The 17,693-nt window shown below is 44.9% G+C and carries 14 protein-coding genes; 10 read left to right on the top strand and 4 right to left on the bottom strand.

Annotation, left to right across the window (positions count from 1 at the left end; genetic code table 11):
• Positions 1 to 960: 960 nt before the first annotated feature.
• The 3 genes from LFYK43_RS09590 to LFYK43_RS09580 form a co-directional block, all read right to left on the bottom strand.
• Entirely contained in the window at positions 961 to 3,846 is a 2,886-nt protein-coding gene (locus tag LFYK43_RS09590) for a YfhO family protein (RefSeq protein ID WP_124977742.1), read from the bottom strand.
• A 93-nt stretch (positions 3,847 to 3,939) separates the two neighbouring features.
• Positions 3,940 to 4,353 (bottom strand): GtrA family protein, encoded by a 414-nt coding sequence (locus LFYK43_RS09585; RefSeq protein WP_124977748.1) that lies wholly within the window; start codon positions 4,351 to 4,353, stop codon positions 3,940 to 3,942.
• Between the two features lie 2 nt (positions 4,354 to 4,355).
• Positions 4,356 to 4,817 (bottom strand): flavodoxin, encoded by a 462-nt coding sequence (locus tag LFYK43_RS09580; protein WP_124977740.1) that lies wholly within the window; start codon positions 4,815 to 4,817, stop codon positions 4,356 to 4,358.
• A 219-nt stretch (positions 4,818 to 5,036) separates the two neighbouring features.
• Between LFYK43_RS09580 and map the strand changes: the two genes are divergently transcribed.
• The 4 genes from map (at position 5,037) to LFYK43_RS09560 (ending at position 8,595) form a co-directional block, all read left to right on the top strand.
• The gene (gene map, locus LFYK43_RS09575; RefSeq protein WP_124977739.1) at positions 5,037 to 5,831 is read left to right on the top strand and encodes a type I methionyl aminopeptidase; all 795 of its coding nucleotides are present in this window, start codon (positions 5,037 to 5,039) and stop codon (positions 5,829 to 5,831) included.
• A 159-nt stretch (positions 5,832 to 5,990) separates the two neighbouring features.
• Complete coding sequence (galU, locus tag LFYK43_RS09570; RefSeq protein WP_124977737.1) at positions 5,991 to 6,863, top strand: UTP--glucose-1-phosphate uridylyltransferase GalU; 873 nt, start codon at positions 5,991 to 5,993, stop codon at positions 6,861 to 6,863.
• Positions 6,864 to 7,088: 225 nt separating this feature from the next.
• Positions 7,089 to 7,664, top strand: coding sequence for a LysM peptidoglycan-binding domain-containing protein (locus LFYK43_RS09565; RefSeq protein ID WP_124977735.1), 576 nt, complete (start codon positions 7,089 to 7,091; stop codon positions 7,662 to 7,664).
• Positions 7,665 to 7,686: 22 nt separating this feature from the next.
• On the top strand, positions 7,687 to 8,595 hold the full coding sequence (locus LFYK43_RS09560) for a YihY/virulence factor BrkB family protein (protein WP_124977733.1): 909 nt from the start codon (positions 7,687 to 7,689) through the stop codon (positions 8,593 to 8,595).
• A gap of 69 nt (positions 8,596 to 8,664) precedes the next feature.
• Here LFYK43_RS09560 and recX read toward each other — a convergent pair whose 3' ends face one another.
• Entirely contained in the window at positions 8,665 to 9,474 is an 810-nt protein-coding gene (gene recX / locus LFYK43_RS09555; RefSeq protein ID WP_124977731.1) for a recombination regulator RecX, read from the bottom strand.
• A gap of 134 nt (positions 9,475 to 9,608) precedes the next feature.
• Between recX and rlmD the strand changes: the two genes are divergently transcribed.
• From rlmD to LFYK43_RS09525, 6 genes are all read left to right on the top strand, one after another.
• Positions 9,609 to 11,000 (top strand): 23S rRNA (uracil(1939)-C(5))-methyltransferase RlmD, encoded by a 1,392-nt coding sequence (gene rlmD, locus LFYK43_RS09550; RefSeq protein ID WP_124977729.1) that lies wholly within the window; start codon positions 9,609 to 9,611, stop codon positions 10,998 to 11,000.
• A gap of 125 nt (positions 11,001 to 11,125) precedes the next feature.
• Positions 11,126 to 11,671, top strand: coding sequence for a DUF402 domain-containing protein (locus LFYK43_RS09545; protein WP_124977727.1), 546 nt, complete (start codon positions 11,126 to 11,128; stop codon positions 11,669 to 11,671).
• A 208-nt stretch (positions 11,672 to 11,879) separates the two neighbouring features.
• Positions 11,880 to 12,911: an NAD(P)H-dependent glycerol-3-phosphate dehydrogenase gene (locus LFYK43_RS09540; RefSeq protein ID WP_124977725.1), complete on the top strand. Its 1,032-nt coding sequence runs from the start codon at positions 11,880 to 11,882 to the stop codon at positions 12,909 to 12,911.
• A 176-nt stretch (positions 12,912 to 13,087) separates the two neighbouring features.
• Positions 13,088 to 14,545, top strand: a complete 1,458-nt coding sequence (locus LFYK43_RS09535; protein ID WP_124977723.1) for an ATP-binding cassette domain-containing protein — start codon at positions 13,088 to 13,090, stop codon at positions 14,543 to 14,545.
• A gap of 71 nt (positions 14,546 to 14,616) precedes the next feature.
• Positions 14,617 to 15,981 (top strand): hemolysin family protein, encoded by a 1,365-nt coding sequence (locus LFYK43_RS09530; protein ID WP_124977721.1) that lies wholly within the window; start codon positions 14,617 to 14,619, stop codon positions 15,979 to 15,981.
• 83 nt (positions 15,982 to 16,064) lie between these two features.
• Positions 16,065 to 17,642 carry a peptide chain release factor 3 gene (locus tag LFYK43_RS09525; RefSeq protein ID WP_124977719.1) on the top strand — a complete coding sequence of 526 codons (1,578 nt, stop codon included), beginning with the start codon at positions 16,065 to 16,067 and terminating at the stop codon, positions 17,640 to 17,642.
• The last annotated feature ends 51 nt before the right edge of the window (positions 17,643 to 17,693 follow it).

Genomic DNA, 17,693 nt, shown 5'->3' with positions numbered 1-17,693 from the left:
GTGTATATCCATAACAAACAAAAGACTGACACAGCGCGGACTATTAAACATGTCCCAGTTGTATCAGTCAATTCAAGCAAAAGCTTAAGTTGTTGAACCGCCGTATACGGTTCCGTACGTACGGTGGTGTGGGAGGTCGATAGTGTGAACTATCTCCTACCCGATTGAGCTCGGACATTACTTTGGCGAACTTACGACCGAGCTCCCTGGCTCGGACGTTACTTTGGCGAACTTACGACCGAGCTCCCTGGCTCGGACGTTACTTTGGCGAACTTATGGCCGAGCTCCCTGGCTCGGACGTTACTTTGGTGAACTTATGGCCGAGCTCCCTGGCTCGGACATTACTTTGGTGAACTTACGGCCGAGCTCCCTGGCTCGGACATTACTTTGGTGAACTTACGGCCGAGCTCCCTGGCTCGGACATTACTTTGGTGAACTTACGGCCGAGCTCCCTGGCTCGGACATTACTTTGGCGAACTTGCAGCCGAGCTCCCCGTCTCTGGCAAAACTTTGAGAACGTTACATCAGAGTCCTCTGTCCTAACCTTACTTTATCAGTCCGGCAGGGGACATTATAGAACATTGATCTTTGATACACCTCTTCTTTAATTAGAAGTGGTGCATTTTTGCTGTTTCAAATAAAAATCTGGCCTGATTTGTCGAAAGAGCGGGATCGTTTGTAAATATGTGTTTGCCAAAAGGGGCCCAAGAATTAATGTCGAGCCCCAAGCTTAAAGAAGAAGGGGCGCAAGATTAGAAGTCGAGCCCCAAGCTTAAAGAAGAAGGGGCGCAAGATTAGAAGTCGGGCCCCAAGTTTAAGGAAGAAGGGGCTCAAGATTAGAAGTCGAACCCCAAGTTTAAAGAAGAAGGGGCGCAAGAATCGATGTTAAGTCACTACAAAACGGGACCGAATCAAGGTGAGTTGATACGGTCCTGTTATTTCTAGTAGGAATTCAACGGTTTAACGACGTTGATTTATGAAACGGCGAGTCAGAGCAAACGACATACCGAGCAGACTCAATATTAAGCCGAGAAGTGAGAGCTGCTTACCCAAACGTTCCCCAGGCAAGTGGTAGGTGAATTTCACATTGTGTTTTCCTCGGTTGAGCTTTACTCCAAGGAAGGCAGTATTTGTGCGCAGAACTTTCTTTGCTTTGCCATTGACCTGCACGTGCCAGCCTTCAGAGTAAGGGATCGTCGATGTCAGGATCCCGGCTTTCTTGGTGGTGATCGTGCCAGAAACCTGGTCATTGTTGATCCGGATATTTTTAAGCCGATCTTTTTTGATCTGAGCGACTTGTTTTGCATAGGACCCGCTTTGCGCCAGCGGGATCGCAATGACTTTGAGATCAAAACTATATTTTCCCAGCTTAGAAGGGGTCAAAGTCAGTGTTTTAGGGAGCGATTCCTTGAAATAACCCATATTCAACGTGCCGTTTGTCACTTTTTTGTAAAAGGATAGAGCGTTTTGTTTGGGCTGTTCAAGCGTTTCAGTACCCAAATTCGACTGGACGTCGAGTTTATAGCTGGTGTCCGGTGACCCTTGCAGCACGTGATAACGCAAATACTTGTAGTAATTATAACGGTTATTTTGTGCAAGCAAGCCAGTGAGTCCCTGCGAGTTTTGGTGGAGCTGTTCTAACTTGATCTGATCCTTGAGAGAATAAGGCTGGTATCTGATATTGGTGATCTCAACGTGCAGTTCTGATCCCGGATAATATGCTTTTGTTCCTTGATCACTTGGCCGCGGCAAGACGATCTGATAACTTTCATCGCTATCTCTTTTCTCCAAGTGCTGTGAGTCGATCTCGTTGCCGCGACTAGAAATCAGCCGATAAGGCACGTTGATCGTTTGGTCTTTAACTGTTCCCTTTGTCAGACCTGCGGCGGCTTTTTCGCTGACTTTGACACCGCTGGCTAGAGCGCGCTCCTTTTGGCTAGTGGTATATTGCCGCTGTTGCTTGGCCGTAAAGACTTTGTCTTGCCAGTAAACCAGCGGGAACGCTTGATCACTGCGGTAGCGCCGTGCTTGCTGGTCCAGACTTGGATCTCCGTTGGGGTCAGTAACCAGCTGGGAAGTTTTATTCAAATAATAGCCAGCGGGGATTTTACCAGTATTTTCCTGGTTGAGCCAGTTGAAAATGTAACGCACACCCATAAAATTATTTAAGATCGTTCGGTCATCGACTTGACGTAAAGGGACATTAGCGTCGTACTGAATATTTTGCATGTCAGTTGCAAATTGGCCGAGATATTTATTTTGTAACGAATAATACGAAGTTAGGGAGCTGGTTGTTGGCGACAAACTGTTGTAGAGGTGGTAGCCGGCACCTAATTTGAAATTATTGCTGGTGGTTGAAACACGATAACCGCCTTGATCAACTGGTTTTAACTTCCGATCCAATCCTGAATACAGATTTTTTTGCAAATTCTGATAAGCTCCTTGGGGCAGCATTTCATTGGAATAACCGCCATTATACGGAGCTTCGTAGTAGATCGCGTTTAACGAAACATTAGCCAACACGACCAGCAGGATGAGGCGGTGGGGGTGAGCCGGGTGCCGGTAATGAACATATAAAATCGCACCTAAACTGACAAACAAAAAAATCAGCGGAACGAATAATTTCTCATCGCTTTGAAAATAATAGGTCAGCCCGATCACTAGCGCATAGATCCCCAGCGCAAGCATCATTACTAAGACCAACCGATCGGAAAGATGAGCCGATTTTTGAACCAGCTCGCAAGTGGCTAGCGCGATCGGCAAGCATAGGAGTAAGGTCCAGCGGTTGGACGGAGCCATTCCACCATTAAAGAAAGCCCCGAAAAACGGGATCAATAACATGATAAAGCTCAGGATAAAGGTACTGGAGAGTAGCGGGTAACGTTTGGCCCGGCTAAAAATGAAAACCACGGAGAAAAGGGCAATGCTGGCAAAACCTAAGGCAGACCAAAAGTAAAAATCTCGGTTCCCGCCATTGATGAATTGCGATGGGAGTGCCAGGTAATAATAAAGCGGGTACACTTTTAAGCCGTTGGCAAAGCTGCTGGCAGCACGAGTTGAACCCATGACAGCCATGATTTCTGGGACCAGCATAAAGGCTGAAAGCAGCAGACTTGTGACCGTCGCAAAAAGCAGCTTGCCAAAGACCTGCCAGTAATTGAGTTCTTTTAAGTAATACCAGCCGATCCGTAAGATCAGGTAAAGAATGGCACCGATCCCGAGCACGAAGGCAAAGTAATAATTGCTAAGCAGCATCCAGACAAAGGCTGCTGTGAGCGGCCAGGCAGAACCGCCCTGTAAAATTTTTTCGATCCCCAAAATCAGCAGGGGAAAGATAATGAACGGCGTCGTAAAGAAAGGCTGTGCTTCAGCCGAATACAGTAAAAAGGCGTTAAATAGGTAGACTAGGGCACCAGTAGTGATCACGTTTTTGGTAAATTTAAAGTGTGATGCCAAAAAAACGAAAGAAAGCCCAGCGCAATAAAGACGTAAGACGATCAGCCATTGGTAGACTGTGACCACTTTAGCGACAGGAAAGAGCAGGGTCAAGTAGGCAAAAACGTCACCTATTAAATAGTAAGAATAGACCGAAAATTTATCAGTGCCTAAGCCCATTTGAAAGGACCACTGGTCAAATGAACTGATCTTACCGGTCAGCAAGTCGCCGAGTCCAGTCCGAAAGTTTTCGAGTAAGGGCAGATGCTGATTGGCTCCGTCAAGCCGCCAGATCAGAGAATGACCAGTTAAAAAATATGTACCAAACATGCAAAGTGCGGCAACGATGAAAACCAGTGTATAGTTCAGGTATAAGTGGCTGATCCGCCGATGTCTGCTCGAAAATTGCACAAAAAAACCTCCTCTTTATTCTCTAACATTTTACCCTAAACTAGGGGAAATGCGGAACGAATTGGAGATTTTTAATTGATTGTTTAACTGGAGTTATTTTTTCTTGTTATTAAAAATCAAAAATTTACTGAAGAAATAGTTTAAGATAACAACGACGATCTGGTCAGCTAACTTGGTCAGATTCTTGTCGAGCAGTAAAACTGAAACACCTAAGTACATAATGAGGGCATCAACGACCAAGGATAAACCACGGTAGAAGAAAAATTTACCCATCTCGCTCATGAAATCCTTGGCATTCGTGTACTTAGACCCAAAAACCCAGACTTTATTGGTGAAAAACGCAAACAGTACGGACAGCAGCCAGGCAATGACATTAGCCAGCTGATAATAGAGCGAAAATACTGTTCCGAACAGATAAAAGGCCGCGATATTGATCACAGTCGTTAGGACTCCAAAGAAAAGGTAAGCGATGACGCCCTTGTATTGATGCCAGAGTTTAGTCAGCAGCTTCAATTCTTTTGCTCCTTCAGGGTTGCTGCTAGTTTAGCAGCAAAATCATTCAATTGTGCGATGTCTTCATCAGAGTCTGGGGCAAGGTTGATTTTGACATCCGGTGCACCTTGGATCGCATGAGCTTCTGTCATGACTCGACTAAAATCGTCAACCGCGGTACAGTAGTATTCTTCGTAAAATGTATCGCCTGAGCCGGCGACACCGTAGACTTTCCCGCTGAGGTCAGCTTCCTTCAAGTCGTCAAAAAAGTCTAAGCCTTCATCCGGCAAAGCTCCTTCATCGTAAGTGTAAGGACAGATCACACAGAGGTCAGCTTCCTCAAAGTCCTCGATCTGGGCTTGCGAGATCTCGATCTCTTCAATTTCAAACCCAAGATCCTCCAGTTTATCAGAAACAATGTCTGCGATATCTTCATTATTACCGGTAATTGTGGCGAAAACAACTTTTGCCGTTGGCATGGCCGATCCTTCTTTCAAAATTTATATCATTGGCTATTATAGCAGATTATGTCTGAAAAGCATCCCTTTCTTGCAAAATTAAACATTATTTCCAAAATAGGCTATAATGGTTAGGAACACGCTGGTTGCGCGGCCCCCAAATTGCTGGCTGAGACTTTCTTTGGCTTCTTGGGACGCTCGCTTCTCAGTGGAGCTAAAAATATTGGAGGTACTAAATTCATGATTACGTTAAAGTCTGACCGCGAGATCCGTGAGATGGCTGAATCAGGTGCAATTTTAGCAGGGATGCATATTAAGCTGCGCGATCTCATCAAGCCTGGGATCTCTAGCTGGGAAATTGAAAAGTTTGCGCGCAAATATTTCAAAGAAAATGATGCGATAGCTGAACAGATCGGCTTTGAAGGGTACAAATACGCTACTTGTGTGAGCGTGAATGACGAGATCTGTCATGGCTTTCCGCGTAAAAATTTGATCTTAAAAGACGGCGATTTGATCAAAGTCGACACGGTAGTCAACTATCATGGTGCGATGAGTGATTCTTGTTGGAGTTATGTTGTCGGCAAATCGACGCCTGAGATCGATCGTTTGATGGATGTGACTAAGAAGGCTTTGTACTTAGGAATCGAACAAGCTCAAGTCGGAAATCGGATCGGCGATATTGGAGCTGCGATCCAGCACTTTACCGAGGATGAAAACGGCTTTGGCGATGTCCGGGAATTTATTGGTCATGGAATCGGCCCGACTATGCATGAAAGCCCGAATGTTCCTCACTATGGCGAGGCGGGCAGAGGCTTACGCTTGCGTCCAGGAATGACGATCACGATCGAACCAATGATCAATCTGGGCGGCTGGGAAGCCGAAATGGATGATCCAAATGGCTGGACGGCACGGACACAAGACGGCAGTCTTTCTTGCCAGTTTGAGCATACGATCGCAATCACAAATGATGGCCCGAAAATTTTGACGTCGCAAGATCCTGAATTTGACGCTAAATATTTGCTGCCCGAAAAATAGACTTCATTTAAACAAATTTATTAACGAAAACTAAAAAAATTACTGCTTTATTTACTAATAATGATTTCATTGTTATAATAACCTTGAGTTGCTTACAAATCAGCATGGTACTAAATTCAATCAGTGAGCTTGACTGATCAATTAAAGAGGAGCGATCAAATGAAAGTTAGAAAAGCGGTTATTCCAGCTGCTGGCTTAGGAACACGATTCTTACCAGCAACTAAAGCGTTAGCCAAGGAAATGTTACCGATCATCGACAAGCCAACGATCCAATACATCGTTGAGGAAGCTAAACAAGCCGGGATCGAAGATATCTTAGTGGTAACCGGAAAGGGCAAACGGCCAATCGAAGATCATTTTGATTCCGTGCCTGAACTAGAACAGAACTTGAAGGAGAAGGGCAAAAAAGAACTGCTGAAATTAGTCGAACAAACGACTGATATCAACCTCTACTTCATTAGACAATCACATCCGCGTGGTTTAGGCGATGCGGTTTTGATGGCTAAAGATTTCGTTGGCGACGAACCGTTTGTTGTTATGTTAGGCGACGATATCATGCAAGACAAGGTCCCGTTGACCAAGCAGTTAATTGATCGTTATGACAGCACCCATGCTTCAACTTTGGCTGTCATGAAGGTCCCGCATCAAGAAGTCAATAAATATGGTGTGATCGATCCTTCTTCTCAGACTCAGCCTGGCTTATATGATGTTAAGCGTTTTGTCGAAAAACCTGATGTTGACAAGGCACCTTCAGATTTAGCGATCATCGGCCGCTACTTACTGACACCTGAAATTTTCCAGATGCTGGAAACACAGAAGCCAGGAGCAGGTAATGAGATCCAATTGACTGATGCGATCGATCGTTTGAACAAGATCCAGCGCGTGTTTGCCCATGAATTTAAGGGTGATCGTTTCGACGTTGGGTATAAGTTTGGCTACCTTAAGACTTCCATCGAATTTGGTTTGCGTCATCCCGAAGTCAAGGACGAATTGAAAGCATACATCAAAGACTTGAGTAAAAAATTAAAATAAATCTGTTTTAGTAGGCAGATCTAAAAGGTACATCGACATGTCGGTGTGCCTTTTTGCATGGGGGCAAAAAGGGAAAGCACCTGAGCGGAAAAAAACTATTTTTTGGGTAGAATTTAGTGTAAAATTAAACCGTATGAATTATTTAATTTAGGTCTGCCAGAAATAAGGTTCTCTGCGAGCGGCTGTCTTCTGGCTTGACGCAAATATAATTAGGGGAGTATTGTAATGGCAAATCATAAGAAACATCGGAATTCACATAAAAAGAAACTGATGAAACGGATCGCTTGGGGTGCAGTTGCTGTAGTTGTGCTCTTGCTGGCTGGTGTGTGGGCTTGGAAGAGTCCGCTAGTCCAAAGCCGGGTGCAGGCTTCTTTTGGGAATAATGCTGCCTATCAAAAAAAGGAATATGACCATCAGCGTGCGATCGCCAAGAAGAAATATGGCAAACAGGCAAGTAGTGCTGTTAGTGCTAAAAAAACTACGACTGAAGAAAAGCAAGACAGCTCCAGCGAGCAGGCTAGCGAAAACAGCACTGCTAGCTCTACTTCAAGTTCAGCGCACAAGACTGACAGCGGCAAGTACACGTACATTACAGTGGAAAGCGGCGAGTACCTGTCGACTATCGCAAGTGAATATGGGACTACCGTTGACGAGTTGATGGAACTCAACGATCTGGACAGTCGTGAGATCTCTGCCGGCGCACGGTTAAAGGTACCCTCCGACGGTAACAGCACTGCTTCGTCGAGTGCAGCAAGCGATTCTTCTACTACTGATGGTGACACTGCTGCTCAAGATCAATAAATTTAGGATGTGAAATTGCTGAATGAAATTCGGTAAAAAATTTGGGGGAGTTCAAAGGTTTTTTGGGCTGGCCTTTAAGCAGTTTGGTGAAGTTAATATGGGGAATACGGCGATCGTGGTAGCCTATTATTTGTTATTGGCGCTTTTTCCGCTGTTAATTTTCGTGGCCAACTTACTGCCAATGATGGGGCTGAAAGCGCAGATGATCCTGCCATATTTAAAAGCGGCTTTTCCTTCATCAATTTATCTAACCTTGCGCCCGATCATTATGGATTTCTTGAGCAATAGTTCAGGAGGGCTGGCCTCTATTACTGGGCTGTTGACGGTCTGGGCAGCCAGCCGGGGCGTGAACGCCTTAAAAATCGGGATCAACTCAGTTTATGGGGTCAGCAAGGCTGACAATGCGATCACGAGTCGGATCTTTTCTTTTCTGATGATCCTGCTGTTTGAGATCCTAGTGATTGGTTTATTTGTAGTTTATAGTTTTGGACAGATGGTGATCGAATATTTAACGCCGATTTTTAATCTGTCTTTGGGTTGGGCTGATAGTTTTTCGAAATACAAATCAGTCACGACTTTTTTGGTTTTGTTTGCGGTGATGTTTATTATTTACCGCTCTTTGACCGATGCTAAAACACATATCCGTTATTCCTGGCCGGGAGCTTTATTTGCTGCCCTTGGATGGATGACTTTGACGCAAGGTTTTTCAATCTACGTTAAGTATTTCGCCAAATCAGTCCTCAGTTACGGGACGATCGGGACCTTTATCGTGCTTTTGTTCTGGCTGAACTTTACTGCCTGGGTCATGCTGCTCGGGGCATTGATCAATGCGACCCTAGAAAGATATCATTTTGGCAGGATCGAACCAAAAAGAACTGCGATCAAACGACTATATGATCGAGTCGATCCTACTAAAAAAAAGAATAAGTAACGGAAGTACACAAAAGGCCGGACCTTCAATTTTTAAGTTGAAGATCCGGCCTTTTATGTGTACTGACAGTTACTCTTTTTCTTGTTCTGCCTGCTTATCCTCCAGGTAGTTATTGATCAAATCACTGGCAAAACCCTTGCGGTAGAGACCTTCACGGACTTTTTGCACCTGTTTTTTGGGGTCGAAGCGCTGGTTTTTGCGCCAGAGTTTGTCCCCTTGCTCACGGAGGGCAGAGCTTTCTGCCTCATCATCGCTTTTTAGATCCAGCTCATCCATGACTTCAGAGACGACTTCGCTAGAAAATCCTTTTTGCATTAATTGTTGGAAAATCTTGTTGGTTGCTGCGCGAAAGGACTGACCATGAAGATGGTTGGCACTTTTCTTGGCGGCAGCTAGTCCGCTTTTGATTTGATCTGCCAGCGGAAATTCAAGCAGGGCATCACTGATGTCATCAGCGAGGATCCCTTTTTGCTTCAGTTTAGCGCTAATAACGGTTGGGCCTTTATCGGAAGTACGCGCCATGGTGCGCACGAAGCTTTTAGCATATTGCAGGTCATCAAGCAGTTTCAGCTCCACCAGCTTGTCGATCGTTTTTTCGATATCCGGAACAGCAATCTCCTGTTGGGCAAGGTGATCACGAACTTCTTTTTTTGTCCGCAATTGGTGAGAAAGATAATTCAGTGCTTTTTGATAGGCTTTTGAAGTATTGTCCGCTTCAGTGATATTTTGAATCTCTTCTTCGGTCAATTCTTGTCCTTTGCTTAAAGCAAAGCGGATCAAAACGTCTTCGCCAATTGGAAAGGCATATTTGCCGTCCAAATAGATATTATAGCGTCCTTTGCGTTTTTGCGTTTTGATCATGGTAATCTTTTGCGTCACGGTGCTCCTCCTTTAAGTCAAGTTGGTGTTGCTTTGCATCCTATTATAATAGCTGTCTGGACTTTTTTTCAAATGGGTCGTGGTATAATTGAGCGGTAGAATTTGAAAATGCAGGCATAACTGAAGGGATAAGTATGAAGAAAAAACAAGATGGGCAAGGTAAGCAGACGCTGCTGGAGCGAGTGACCCTAGTTTCGATCAAACGGCTCGGGATCAACGGTGAAGGTATTGGTTATTATAAACGGAAGATCATCTTTATTCCCGGCGCATTGCCGCATGAAGATGTGTTAGCACGGGTCACGCTTGAAAAGGCAAAGTACCTGCAAGGTGAGCTCGTTTTTGTTAAAAAAGCCAGCAAAGACCGGGTAAAACCGGTCGACCAGTATGATGTTGGAGGGATCGAATTAGAACACCTGGCGTATCCGGCCCAGTTAAAATTTAAACGCGACGTGATCAAGCAAGCGCTAAAAAAATATCAGCCAAGAGGTTATCAGAAGTTTGAGCTTAAACCGACACTAGGAATGGAAAAACCATACCACTACCGCAATAAACTGCAATTTCAGGTGCGTGCGGGGAAAAATGGACGCGTCATGGCAGGGCTTTATCGCCCACGCAGCCACGAACTTGTCGATTTGCCGACTTTTTCCACGCAGACCGATCTCTCGCTTGCAACGGTCCGATTGATCTGTAAGCTGCTGGAGCGTTGGCAAATTCTGCCTTATGATGAAAAACATGATAGCGGCTGTATCAAAACTGTCATCATTCGCGAATCATTTGCGAACCATCAGCTGCAAGTTGTTTTTGTCAGCCGGACTAAAAATATCCCGCAGATCAACAACCTGCTGACAGACCTGCTCAAAAAACAGCCGGCTGTTGTCTCTGTGCTGCAAAATATTCACCCCCACCAAACTTCTTTGATTTGGGGAAATGAAACGAAACTCTTGTATGGCAAAGCCCAACTAGTTGAGCAGGTCGGGCATGTCCAGTATCACTTGTCGGCACGAGCCTTTTTTCAGTTGAATACTTTACAGACTAAAAAACTTTACGACCAGGTCCAGCAGGCTCTAGGGCTTGAGGACAATGAAATTTTGGTTGATGCTTATTGCGGGGCCGGAACAATTGGGATCTACCTTGCTCAAGGTGCACAGGCTGTTTATGGGATGGATGTTATCCCAGAAGCCATTGCAGATGCGCGCAAAAATGCACAGGCTGCCGGGTTGACCAACACCCACTACGAGGTGGGGCAAGCCGAAAAACTGCTCGCAAAATGGACGGCAGCTGGGATCGTGCCAGATGCTTTGGTCGTTGATCCGCCGCGGACAGGCTTGGATGATCAGCTGACCTCCACCATCCTTAAGTATCGCCCGCAAAAGCTGACCTATGTCTCCTGCAATTCATCAACGCTTGCGGCTGATTTGACGCAGCTAGTTGCGGCATACACAGTTGATTATATTCAGCCATTAGATATGTTTCCGCAAACGGCTCGGGTTGAAGCCGTAGTTAAATTAAGCTTGAAAAATAGTTGATTTCACCAAGTAAAAAGCTAATTTGCAAAATGCTGAGAATTATTTTGTGCATTTTAGTTTTTTTTTGCTATAATTAAATCGATATCGGTGTATTTACACCTGTGTTTATGAAAGCAGGGAATTGTATGCGGCATTTCAGCGGACCCAAGGAAGGTGAATTCATCACCTTGAAAAGTTATAAACACAACGGTAGCTTACACCGCACGTGGCGTGACACAATGGTTTTAAAGACTAGTGAAAACGCGTTGATCGGCTGCAATGATCACACTTTAGTGACAGAGTCCGATGGTCGTCGTTGGCTCACCCGGGAGCCGGCACTAGTTTATTTTCACGCTAATTATTGGTTTAATATTGTAACGATGATTCGTGATAATGGCATTTCATACTACTGTAATCTAGCTTCACCGGCAGTCTTAGATAAGGAAGCCTTGAAGTATATCGATTATGATCTGGATGTCAAAGTCTTCCCTAACGGTGAAAAACGGCTCTTAGATGTAGATGAGTACCAAGAGTTTGGCTCACGGTGGCACTATTCTGCTGAAACAGATAAGATCTTAAAGTATAATGTCCGCACCTTGGTTGATTGGATCGACCATAAAAAAGGACCATTTTCACAAGAATACGTGGAGATCTGGTATAACCGTTACCTGGAATTGTCACGGCGGCAGTAGACCAAGACCGGTGTTTATAATTAGGAAACTCGACTGGCAGCAGGGGTGTTGCTGGCCGAGTTTTTTTCTGTCCTTGAAACGTAAAAAACCTGGTCTGAAGCCGTTTTGGCTGACCATACGTTGCTAGTCGATGCTAAGTATGGTATTGTTACTTGCGTAAACAAATCGTTGAAAGTATAAAATCAAAGATTGGGATGGAACGTTGATTATGACTAAAAAAGTTGCTGTGTTAGGTGCCGGTTCATGGGGTAGTGTTCTAGCAAGTGTCCTTTTAGAAAATGGGCATCAAGTTGAGCTGTGGACTAATAAAGAATCTCAGGCCGCTGAAATTAATGCTGAACATACTAACAGCAAATATCTTGCAGATTTTCATTTTTCTGACAAATTGCACGCGACGACAGATCTGCATGCGGCACTCACCGCTGCGCAAGTTGTTTTATTCGTGGTACCGACTAAGGCGATCCGTGAAGTTGCTGTCCAGGTTTGCGATGAGTTGCGTGCAATGAACAGTGCACCGCTTTTGATCCATGCAAGCAAGGGATTGGAGCTTGAGACTTATAAGCGGGTCTCACAGATCATCGAAGAAGAGATCCCGGCCGGCTATCGCAGCGGGATCGTAGCATTATCCGGTCCTAGTCATGCTGAAGAGGTCGCTAAAAAGGATCTGACTTTGATCACAGCTGCAAGTGAAGATCTAAAACAAGCAGAAGAAACGCAAGCACTATTTATGAACGAATACCTGCGGATCTATACCAATACTGACTTGATCGGTGTTGAGTTGGGCGCAGCCTTCAAAAACATTATTGCTTTAGGAGCCGGTGCATTACATGGCTTGGGTTATGGCGATGATGCCAAGGCAGCCTTGATGACTCGTGGTTTAGCCGAGATCAGCCGGTTAGGCGTTGCCTTTGGGGCGGATCCATTGACTTTTATTGGACTTTCAGGTGTTGGCGATCTGATCGTGACTTGTACAAGTGTTCATTCACGTAACTGGCGTGCGGGCGATCAGCTCGGCTCAGGTAAAAAATTAGCTGACGTTATCAACGACATGGGCATGGTGATCGAAGGAATCAACACTTGTAAGGCGGCCTATGAATTGTCGCTGCAAAAAGGGATCGAGATGCCGATCACTCAAGCAATTTATAATGTTCTTTATCAGGGAGCAGATATCAAGCAAGAAATCACTTGTTTAATGACCCGCGAAGGCAAGGCAGAAATAGGGACACAGCAGCAAGCCTAAAAGCTTAGGCTGCTCGAATAATTCATTGTAAACCTCGACTGTTGAGACCACGGTTGGGGTTTTATCATGCCGTCAACAAAACATTTCATTCTTGTTAAACTATTATTGCGATAATTGACTCTTGTTAAGAGTTCCTTTATTATTTGAGGTATTCGAAAAAATTCAGGGAGAACAAAATGGCTAAAATTGAACTAAAATATATTTCTAAAGACAATCCCCTAATGATCGATCGTAAGGATCGCGGCAAAGGGGTCGTCCAGACTGCAGAAAACGACCGCTTTTGGGAATTGCGCGGGATCTCGCTGAACGTGAATGACGGCGAAGCAGTCGGGATCGTTGGGATGAACGGGTCTGGCAAGGGAACTTTGCTGCAGATCATAGCAGGGTTGACCCAACAGACAACCGGTTTTATCACAACTTCTAACCACATTAACTATGCTTCTGTCACAGATGGCTTGCTCGCAGAAAAAACTGGCTTAGAAAACATTCGCACCCGGATCGAGCAATCCGATATTGATAACTTTAAAGGCGACCATTTGACCAATGGCGTGATCAATTTTAGTGAGTTAGGCCAGTGGCTTTACCGGCCGGTCAAAGAATACTCGGTCGGGATGCGAGCACGCTTAAGCCTGGGGATCGCGCTTTACATTCAGCCTGAACTAGTCTTGATCGATGACTTATTCTTTTTGTTAGACCAAGACTTTTTCCAAAAAACGGCAGATCGGATCCAGCGTCTCAAAGATATTGGGGTTTCATTTTTTATCAGTGATTCCCGCGGCTTGAATGTGGAGTCTTTTTGCGAGCGGACCCTCTGGCTGCAATTTGGCCAACAGCAAGACTTTGGACCAACGCAGGATGTGCTGCAACAGTATCAGTATTTTATTGATTACTATTATAATTTGAGCTTGCCGGAACAAAACGACTACTTAGCACAAAAGCAGCAAGAACAAGTCGACTTTGATATTAACCAGATCTATGAAGAATTTAAGGGTGAGCAGTATAAACTGGGCTATACGCGTAAGGACGAGCCGCGCATGCGCAAGGCCTTCTTCGTTGATCGTGGAGTGGATCCCGTCAACCATAAGACCAACAAAGCTCAGTCAGATCCTGCAAATCAACCTGAACAAAAAGAAAACAAACCGCAAAAGTCGAAAAAAACTGGCTGGTACCTAACATTAGCTACAATCGTCGTTTTAGGCGGCGGCTGGTGGTATGCTGATTCGCAGCACTTGACCATGACCAGCAAGCAGGCTGCCGAATCCACCAAGCTTGCATCCCGCAAGAAAGCAGAGTCAAGTTCCTTGCTGGCTGCCAAGAAGCAAGAAGATTCGAGCAGTGAAAAACCTGCTGCTTCCAGTGCTAACAAGGCTAAAACCAGCAAAAAGGCTTCTGATGAATCTGCGAAAAAGGAAAGCAGCAAGAAAGCCTCAAGTTCGAGCTCAAGTTCCAGCTCCAGTTCAAGTTCGAGTTCATCAGCGAAGGAAGAGACGCAGACTGTTAACGTTGGCAGCGGTGAAACTATTGGAGAACTAGCTCAAAAATATGCGACCACAGTTGCTAAGATCCAAGAGCTCAACAATATGGGCGGAAGTGTTGATTTAACGGCTGGAGACTCGATCAAAGTTCCAAAATAAATTGGTTTGAACCGCGTGAATATAGTATAATTAAACAAATGTAAAATTTATTTTTGGAGTGGTGGAATAATATGGATGCTGATCCTGGACAGCAATGGTTATTAGTGTTGGTCGGTGCAGTTTTGGCTGTGATCGGTTTTTACTTTGCAACGTATGAGCAAGCTCTCAGCCGAATAACTAAACAGGAATTAGAGAACGCAAGCAGGGCTTTGTCGCAAAGTAAGCAAAGCCGTGTTTTGAAGTTGGCTGGCAAGCTTCCAACTGAGTATTATACAGCTCATGTTGCGCGGCTTGCTGCTTGTGTCACTGCCTTTATTTTTTGGGCAGCTGCTCTCATGCTGTTTGTGCATGAAAACCTATTGGCATTAAGTTGTGGTTCACTTGTCTTAGGATTGGTGACAGCTGTTTTATTTGATCCTTTTTTCGAGAAGCTGCCCGCCAAGATGCGCGCACGCCAATCAGTTAAAACGGTTTTAAAAACATACCGTTACCAGCATTGGATCCTCTTGCCGTTTTATCCTTTAGCTAAGCTGAGCAGCTGGTTAAGCAATGTGCTTGAAAAAAGCAAAGTCGTCACTGATGATAAAAGTGCGCCTCTGTCTTGGCAGAACATTGTTGAGCTGATCGAGGAAGGACGCAGTAAGGGCGAGCTGGATAACGATGAGTTTGAAATGATTGACGGGATCTTATCCTTGCACGAAAAAATGGCACGTGAAGTGATGGTCCCTCGGATCGATGCTTTCATGATCGATATTACCAATGATAATGACCGTAGTATTGACGACATTTTACAAATGAATTACTCCCGGGTCCCTGTTTACCATGAGGACAAGGATAAAGTTGTTGGGATCGTGCATATCAAGAACTTAGTCAAGGCTGCCCGGACTTTTGGTTTTGAGCATACGACGATCAGGCAAGTTATGCAGGAACCATTCTTTGTTCCAGAAACAATTATGCTTGACCGCCTGATTTATGAGATGAAAAAAACACAAAATCAGATGGCTATCCTGTTGGACGAATATGGCGGAGTCGTTGGCTTAGTCACGCTGGAAGATCTGCTCGAAGAGATCGTCGGTGAGATCCAGGATGAATCCGATGAGCCGAATTTGATCATGAAAAAGATGACTTCAAGCGAGTTTATTGTTCAAGGCAAGATGGCATTAGATGATTTTAACGATGAATTTGGTCAAGATCTGAATGTCCCTGACATTGATACGATCGCAGGCTATATTATCTGGCGTTTGGGCTATATTCCCAAGGCACCAAGTCCGGAACCAATTGAGTTAGATGACGGTTCCAGTTTGCTGGTGCATAAGATGTCAGGCGATCGGTTATTGCAAGTTCAAGTCAATTTGGCGCAAGAAGCTGTCGAATACCGTAAGCAACGGGAAGAATCGAAGAAAAGTGCGCGGGAAAAACTTGAATTAAATCGTTAAGAAGATGAGTCGGAGGTTTGCATGGATGAAGCCGACTCATTTTTGCTGAAATAAAGAACTAATAGTAAGGAATAGTGAATAATATGAACAAAAAAGAATTAGACAGCGAGGTCGGCAAACGACGGACCTTTGCGATTATTTCTCACCCGGACGCCGGTAAAACGACCATTACAGAACAGCTCTTGTTATTTGGTGGCGTGGTGCGCTCGGCAGGGACCGTTAAAGCTAAAAAGAGCGGCAACTTTGCGAAATCAGATTGGATGGAGATCGAAAAGAAGCGTGGGATCTCCGTAACTAGCTCGGTGATGCAATTTGACTATGCCGGCAAGCGGATCAACATTTTGGATACCCCCGGTCATGAGGATTTTTCAGAAGATACTTACCGGACACTAATGGCAGTTGATTCGGCTGTGATGGTGATCGATGCTGCCAAAGGGATCGAACCGCAAACTAAGAAGTTATTTCAGATCTGTAAGATGCGCGGTATTCCGATCTTTACTTTTATGAACAAGTTAGACCGTGATAGTCGCGAGCCGCTGGAATTGATCGCCGAACTGGAAGAAGTTTTAGGAATCGATGCTTACACGATGAACTGGCCGATCGGTATGGGTAAGGGTTTAAAGGGGCTCTATGATATCTATAATAATCGGATCGAGTTGTATCATTCGGAGGACAAGGGACAAAGCTTTTTGCCGCTGACTGAGCAGGGAGAATTGGCGGTTGAAAATGAGCTGGCTGACGAAAGTATTTACCAGCAAGTTTTAGAAGAAGTTGAACTGGTCAAAGATGCAGGTAATGAATTCGATGCCAACAAAATTGCCCGCGGTGAACTAACTCCAGTCTTCTTCGGTTCAGCTTTAACTAATTTCGGCGTCAAAACTTTCCTTGACGCATATTTAGAGTTTGCGCCGGCCCCTGCCGCTCACGAGACTGTCTCAGAGAAAAAGGTCCAGCCGGATGACTCTGGATTTTCAGGCTTTATCTTTAAGATCCAAGCGAATATGAATCCGCAGCACCGTGATCGGATCGCCTTTGTGCGCATCTGTTCCGGTGAATTTGAACGAGGAATGGACATTAACTTGCAACGGACCGGCAAGAAAATGCGGCTGTCTAATTCGACTCAGTTCATGGCTGATACGCGCGAGACAGTAGAAAACGCGGTTGCTGGTGATATTATTGGTCTTTATGATACAGGCAACTTCCAGATCGGCGACACGATCTACACGGGTAAAAGTCCTGTTGAATATCCGAAATTACCGCAATTTACGCCAGAACTATTCATGCGGGTCACTGCCAAAAACGTGATGAAGCAAAAATCCTTTCATAAAGGGATCCAGCAACTCGTTCAAGAAGGGGCGATCCAGCTGTATCAAAGTTACTCAACTGGTGATTACATTCTTGGGGCTGTGGGACAGTTGCAGTTTGAGGTCTTCCAATTCAGAATGCTGAATGAATATCATTCTGAAGTCGTCTTGACGCCGTTAGGACATAAAATCGCGCGGTGGATCGCACCGGAGCAGCTAGACGAAAAAATGTCCAGCTCCCGTAACATGCTGGTTAAGGATCGCAAAGAACAGCCGCTCTTCTTATTCGAAAATGAATTTTCTGAGCGCTGGTTTGCAGACAAGTATCCTGATGTCAAGCTATATTCATTACTCTAATCAAAAAAAGAACCTGATTTACGTGGGACAAGTCCGACGCAGATCAGGTTC

Origin of the sequence: Ligilactobacillus salitolerans (assembly GCF_003864415.1) — a bacterium.
In the GTDB taxonomy this organism is placed as follows: Bacteria; Bacillota; Bacilli; order Lactobacillales; family Lactobacillaceae; genus Ligilactobacillus; species Ligilactobacillus salitolerans.
The sequence above is the reverse complement of the archived record's forward strand: the minus strand, read 5'-3'. Positions and strand labels throughout refer to the sequence as shown.

What these genes read in the sequence shown, in the direction of transcription:
- LFYK43_RS09580 (WP_124977740.1), bottom strand. Translation starts at nt 4,817, where the DNA reads ATGCCAACGGCAAAAGTTGTTTTCGCCACAATTACCGGTAATAATGAA.
- map (WP_124977739.1), top strand. Translation starts at nt 5,037, where the DNA reads ATGATTACGTTAAAGTCTGACCGCGAGATCCGTGAGATGGCTGAATCA.
- galU (WP_124977737.1), top strand. Translation starts at nt 5,991, where the DNA reads ATGAAAGTTAGAAAAGCGGTTATTCCAGCTGCTGGCTTAGGAACACGA.
- LFYK43_RS09565 (WP_124977735.1), top strand. Translation starts at nt 7,089, where the DNA reads ATGGCAAATCATAAGAAACATCGGAATTCACATAAAAAGAAACTGATG.
- LFYK43_RS09560 (WP_124977733.1), top strand. Translation starts at nt 7,687, where the DNA reads ATGAAATTCGGTAAAAAATTTGGGGGAGTTCAAAGGTTTTTTGGGCTG.
- rlmD (WP_124977729.1), top strand. Translation starts at nt 9,609, where the DNA reads ATGAAGAAAAAACAAGATGGGCAAGGTAAGCAGACGCTGCTGGAGCGA.
- LFYK43_RS09545 (WP_124977727.1), top strand. Translation starts at nt 11,126, where the DNA reads ATGCGGCATTTCAGCGGACCCAAGGAAGGTGAATTCATCACCTTGAAA.
- LFYK43_RS09540 (WP_124977725.1), top strand. Translation starts at nt 11,880, where the DNA reads ATGACTAAAAAAGTTGCTGTGTTAGGTGCCGGTTCATGGGGTAGTGTT.
- LFYK43_RS09535 (WP_124977723.1), top strand. Translation starts at nt 13,088, where the DNA reads ATGGCTAAAATTGAACTAAAATATATTTCTAAAGACAATCCCCTAATG.
- LFYK43_RS09530 (WP_124977721.1), top strand. Translation starts at nt 14,617, where the DNA reads ATGGATGCTGATCCTGGACAGCAATGGTTATTAGTGTTGGTCGGTGCA.
- LFYK43_RS09525 (WP_124977719.1), top strand. Translation starts at nt 16,065, where the DNA reads ATGAACAAAAAAGAATTAGACAGCGAGGTCGGCAAACGACGGACCTTT.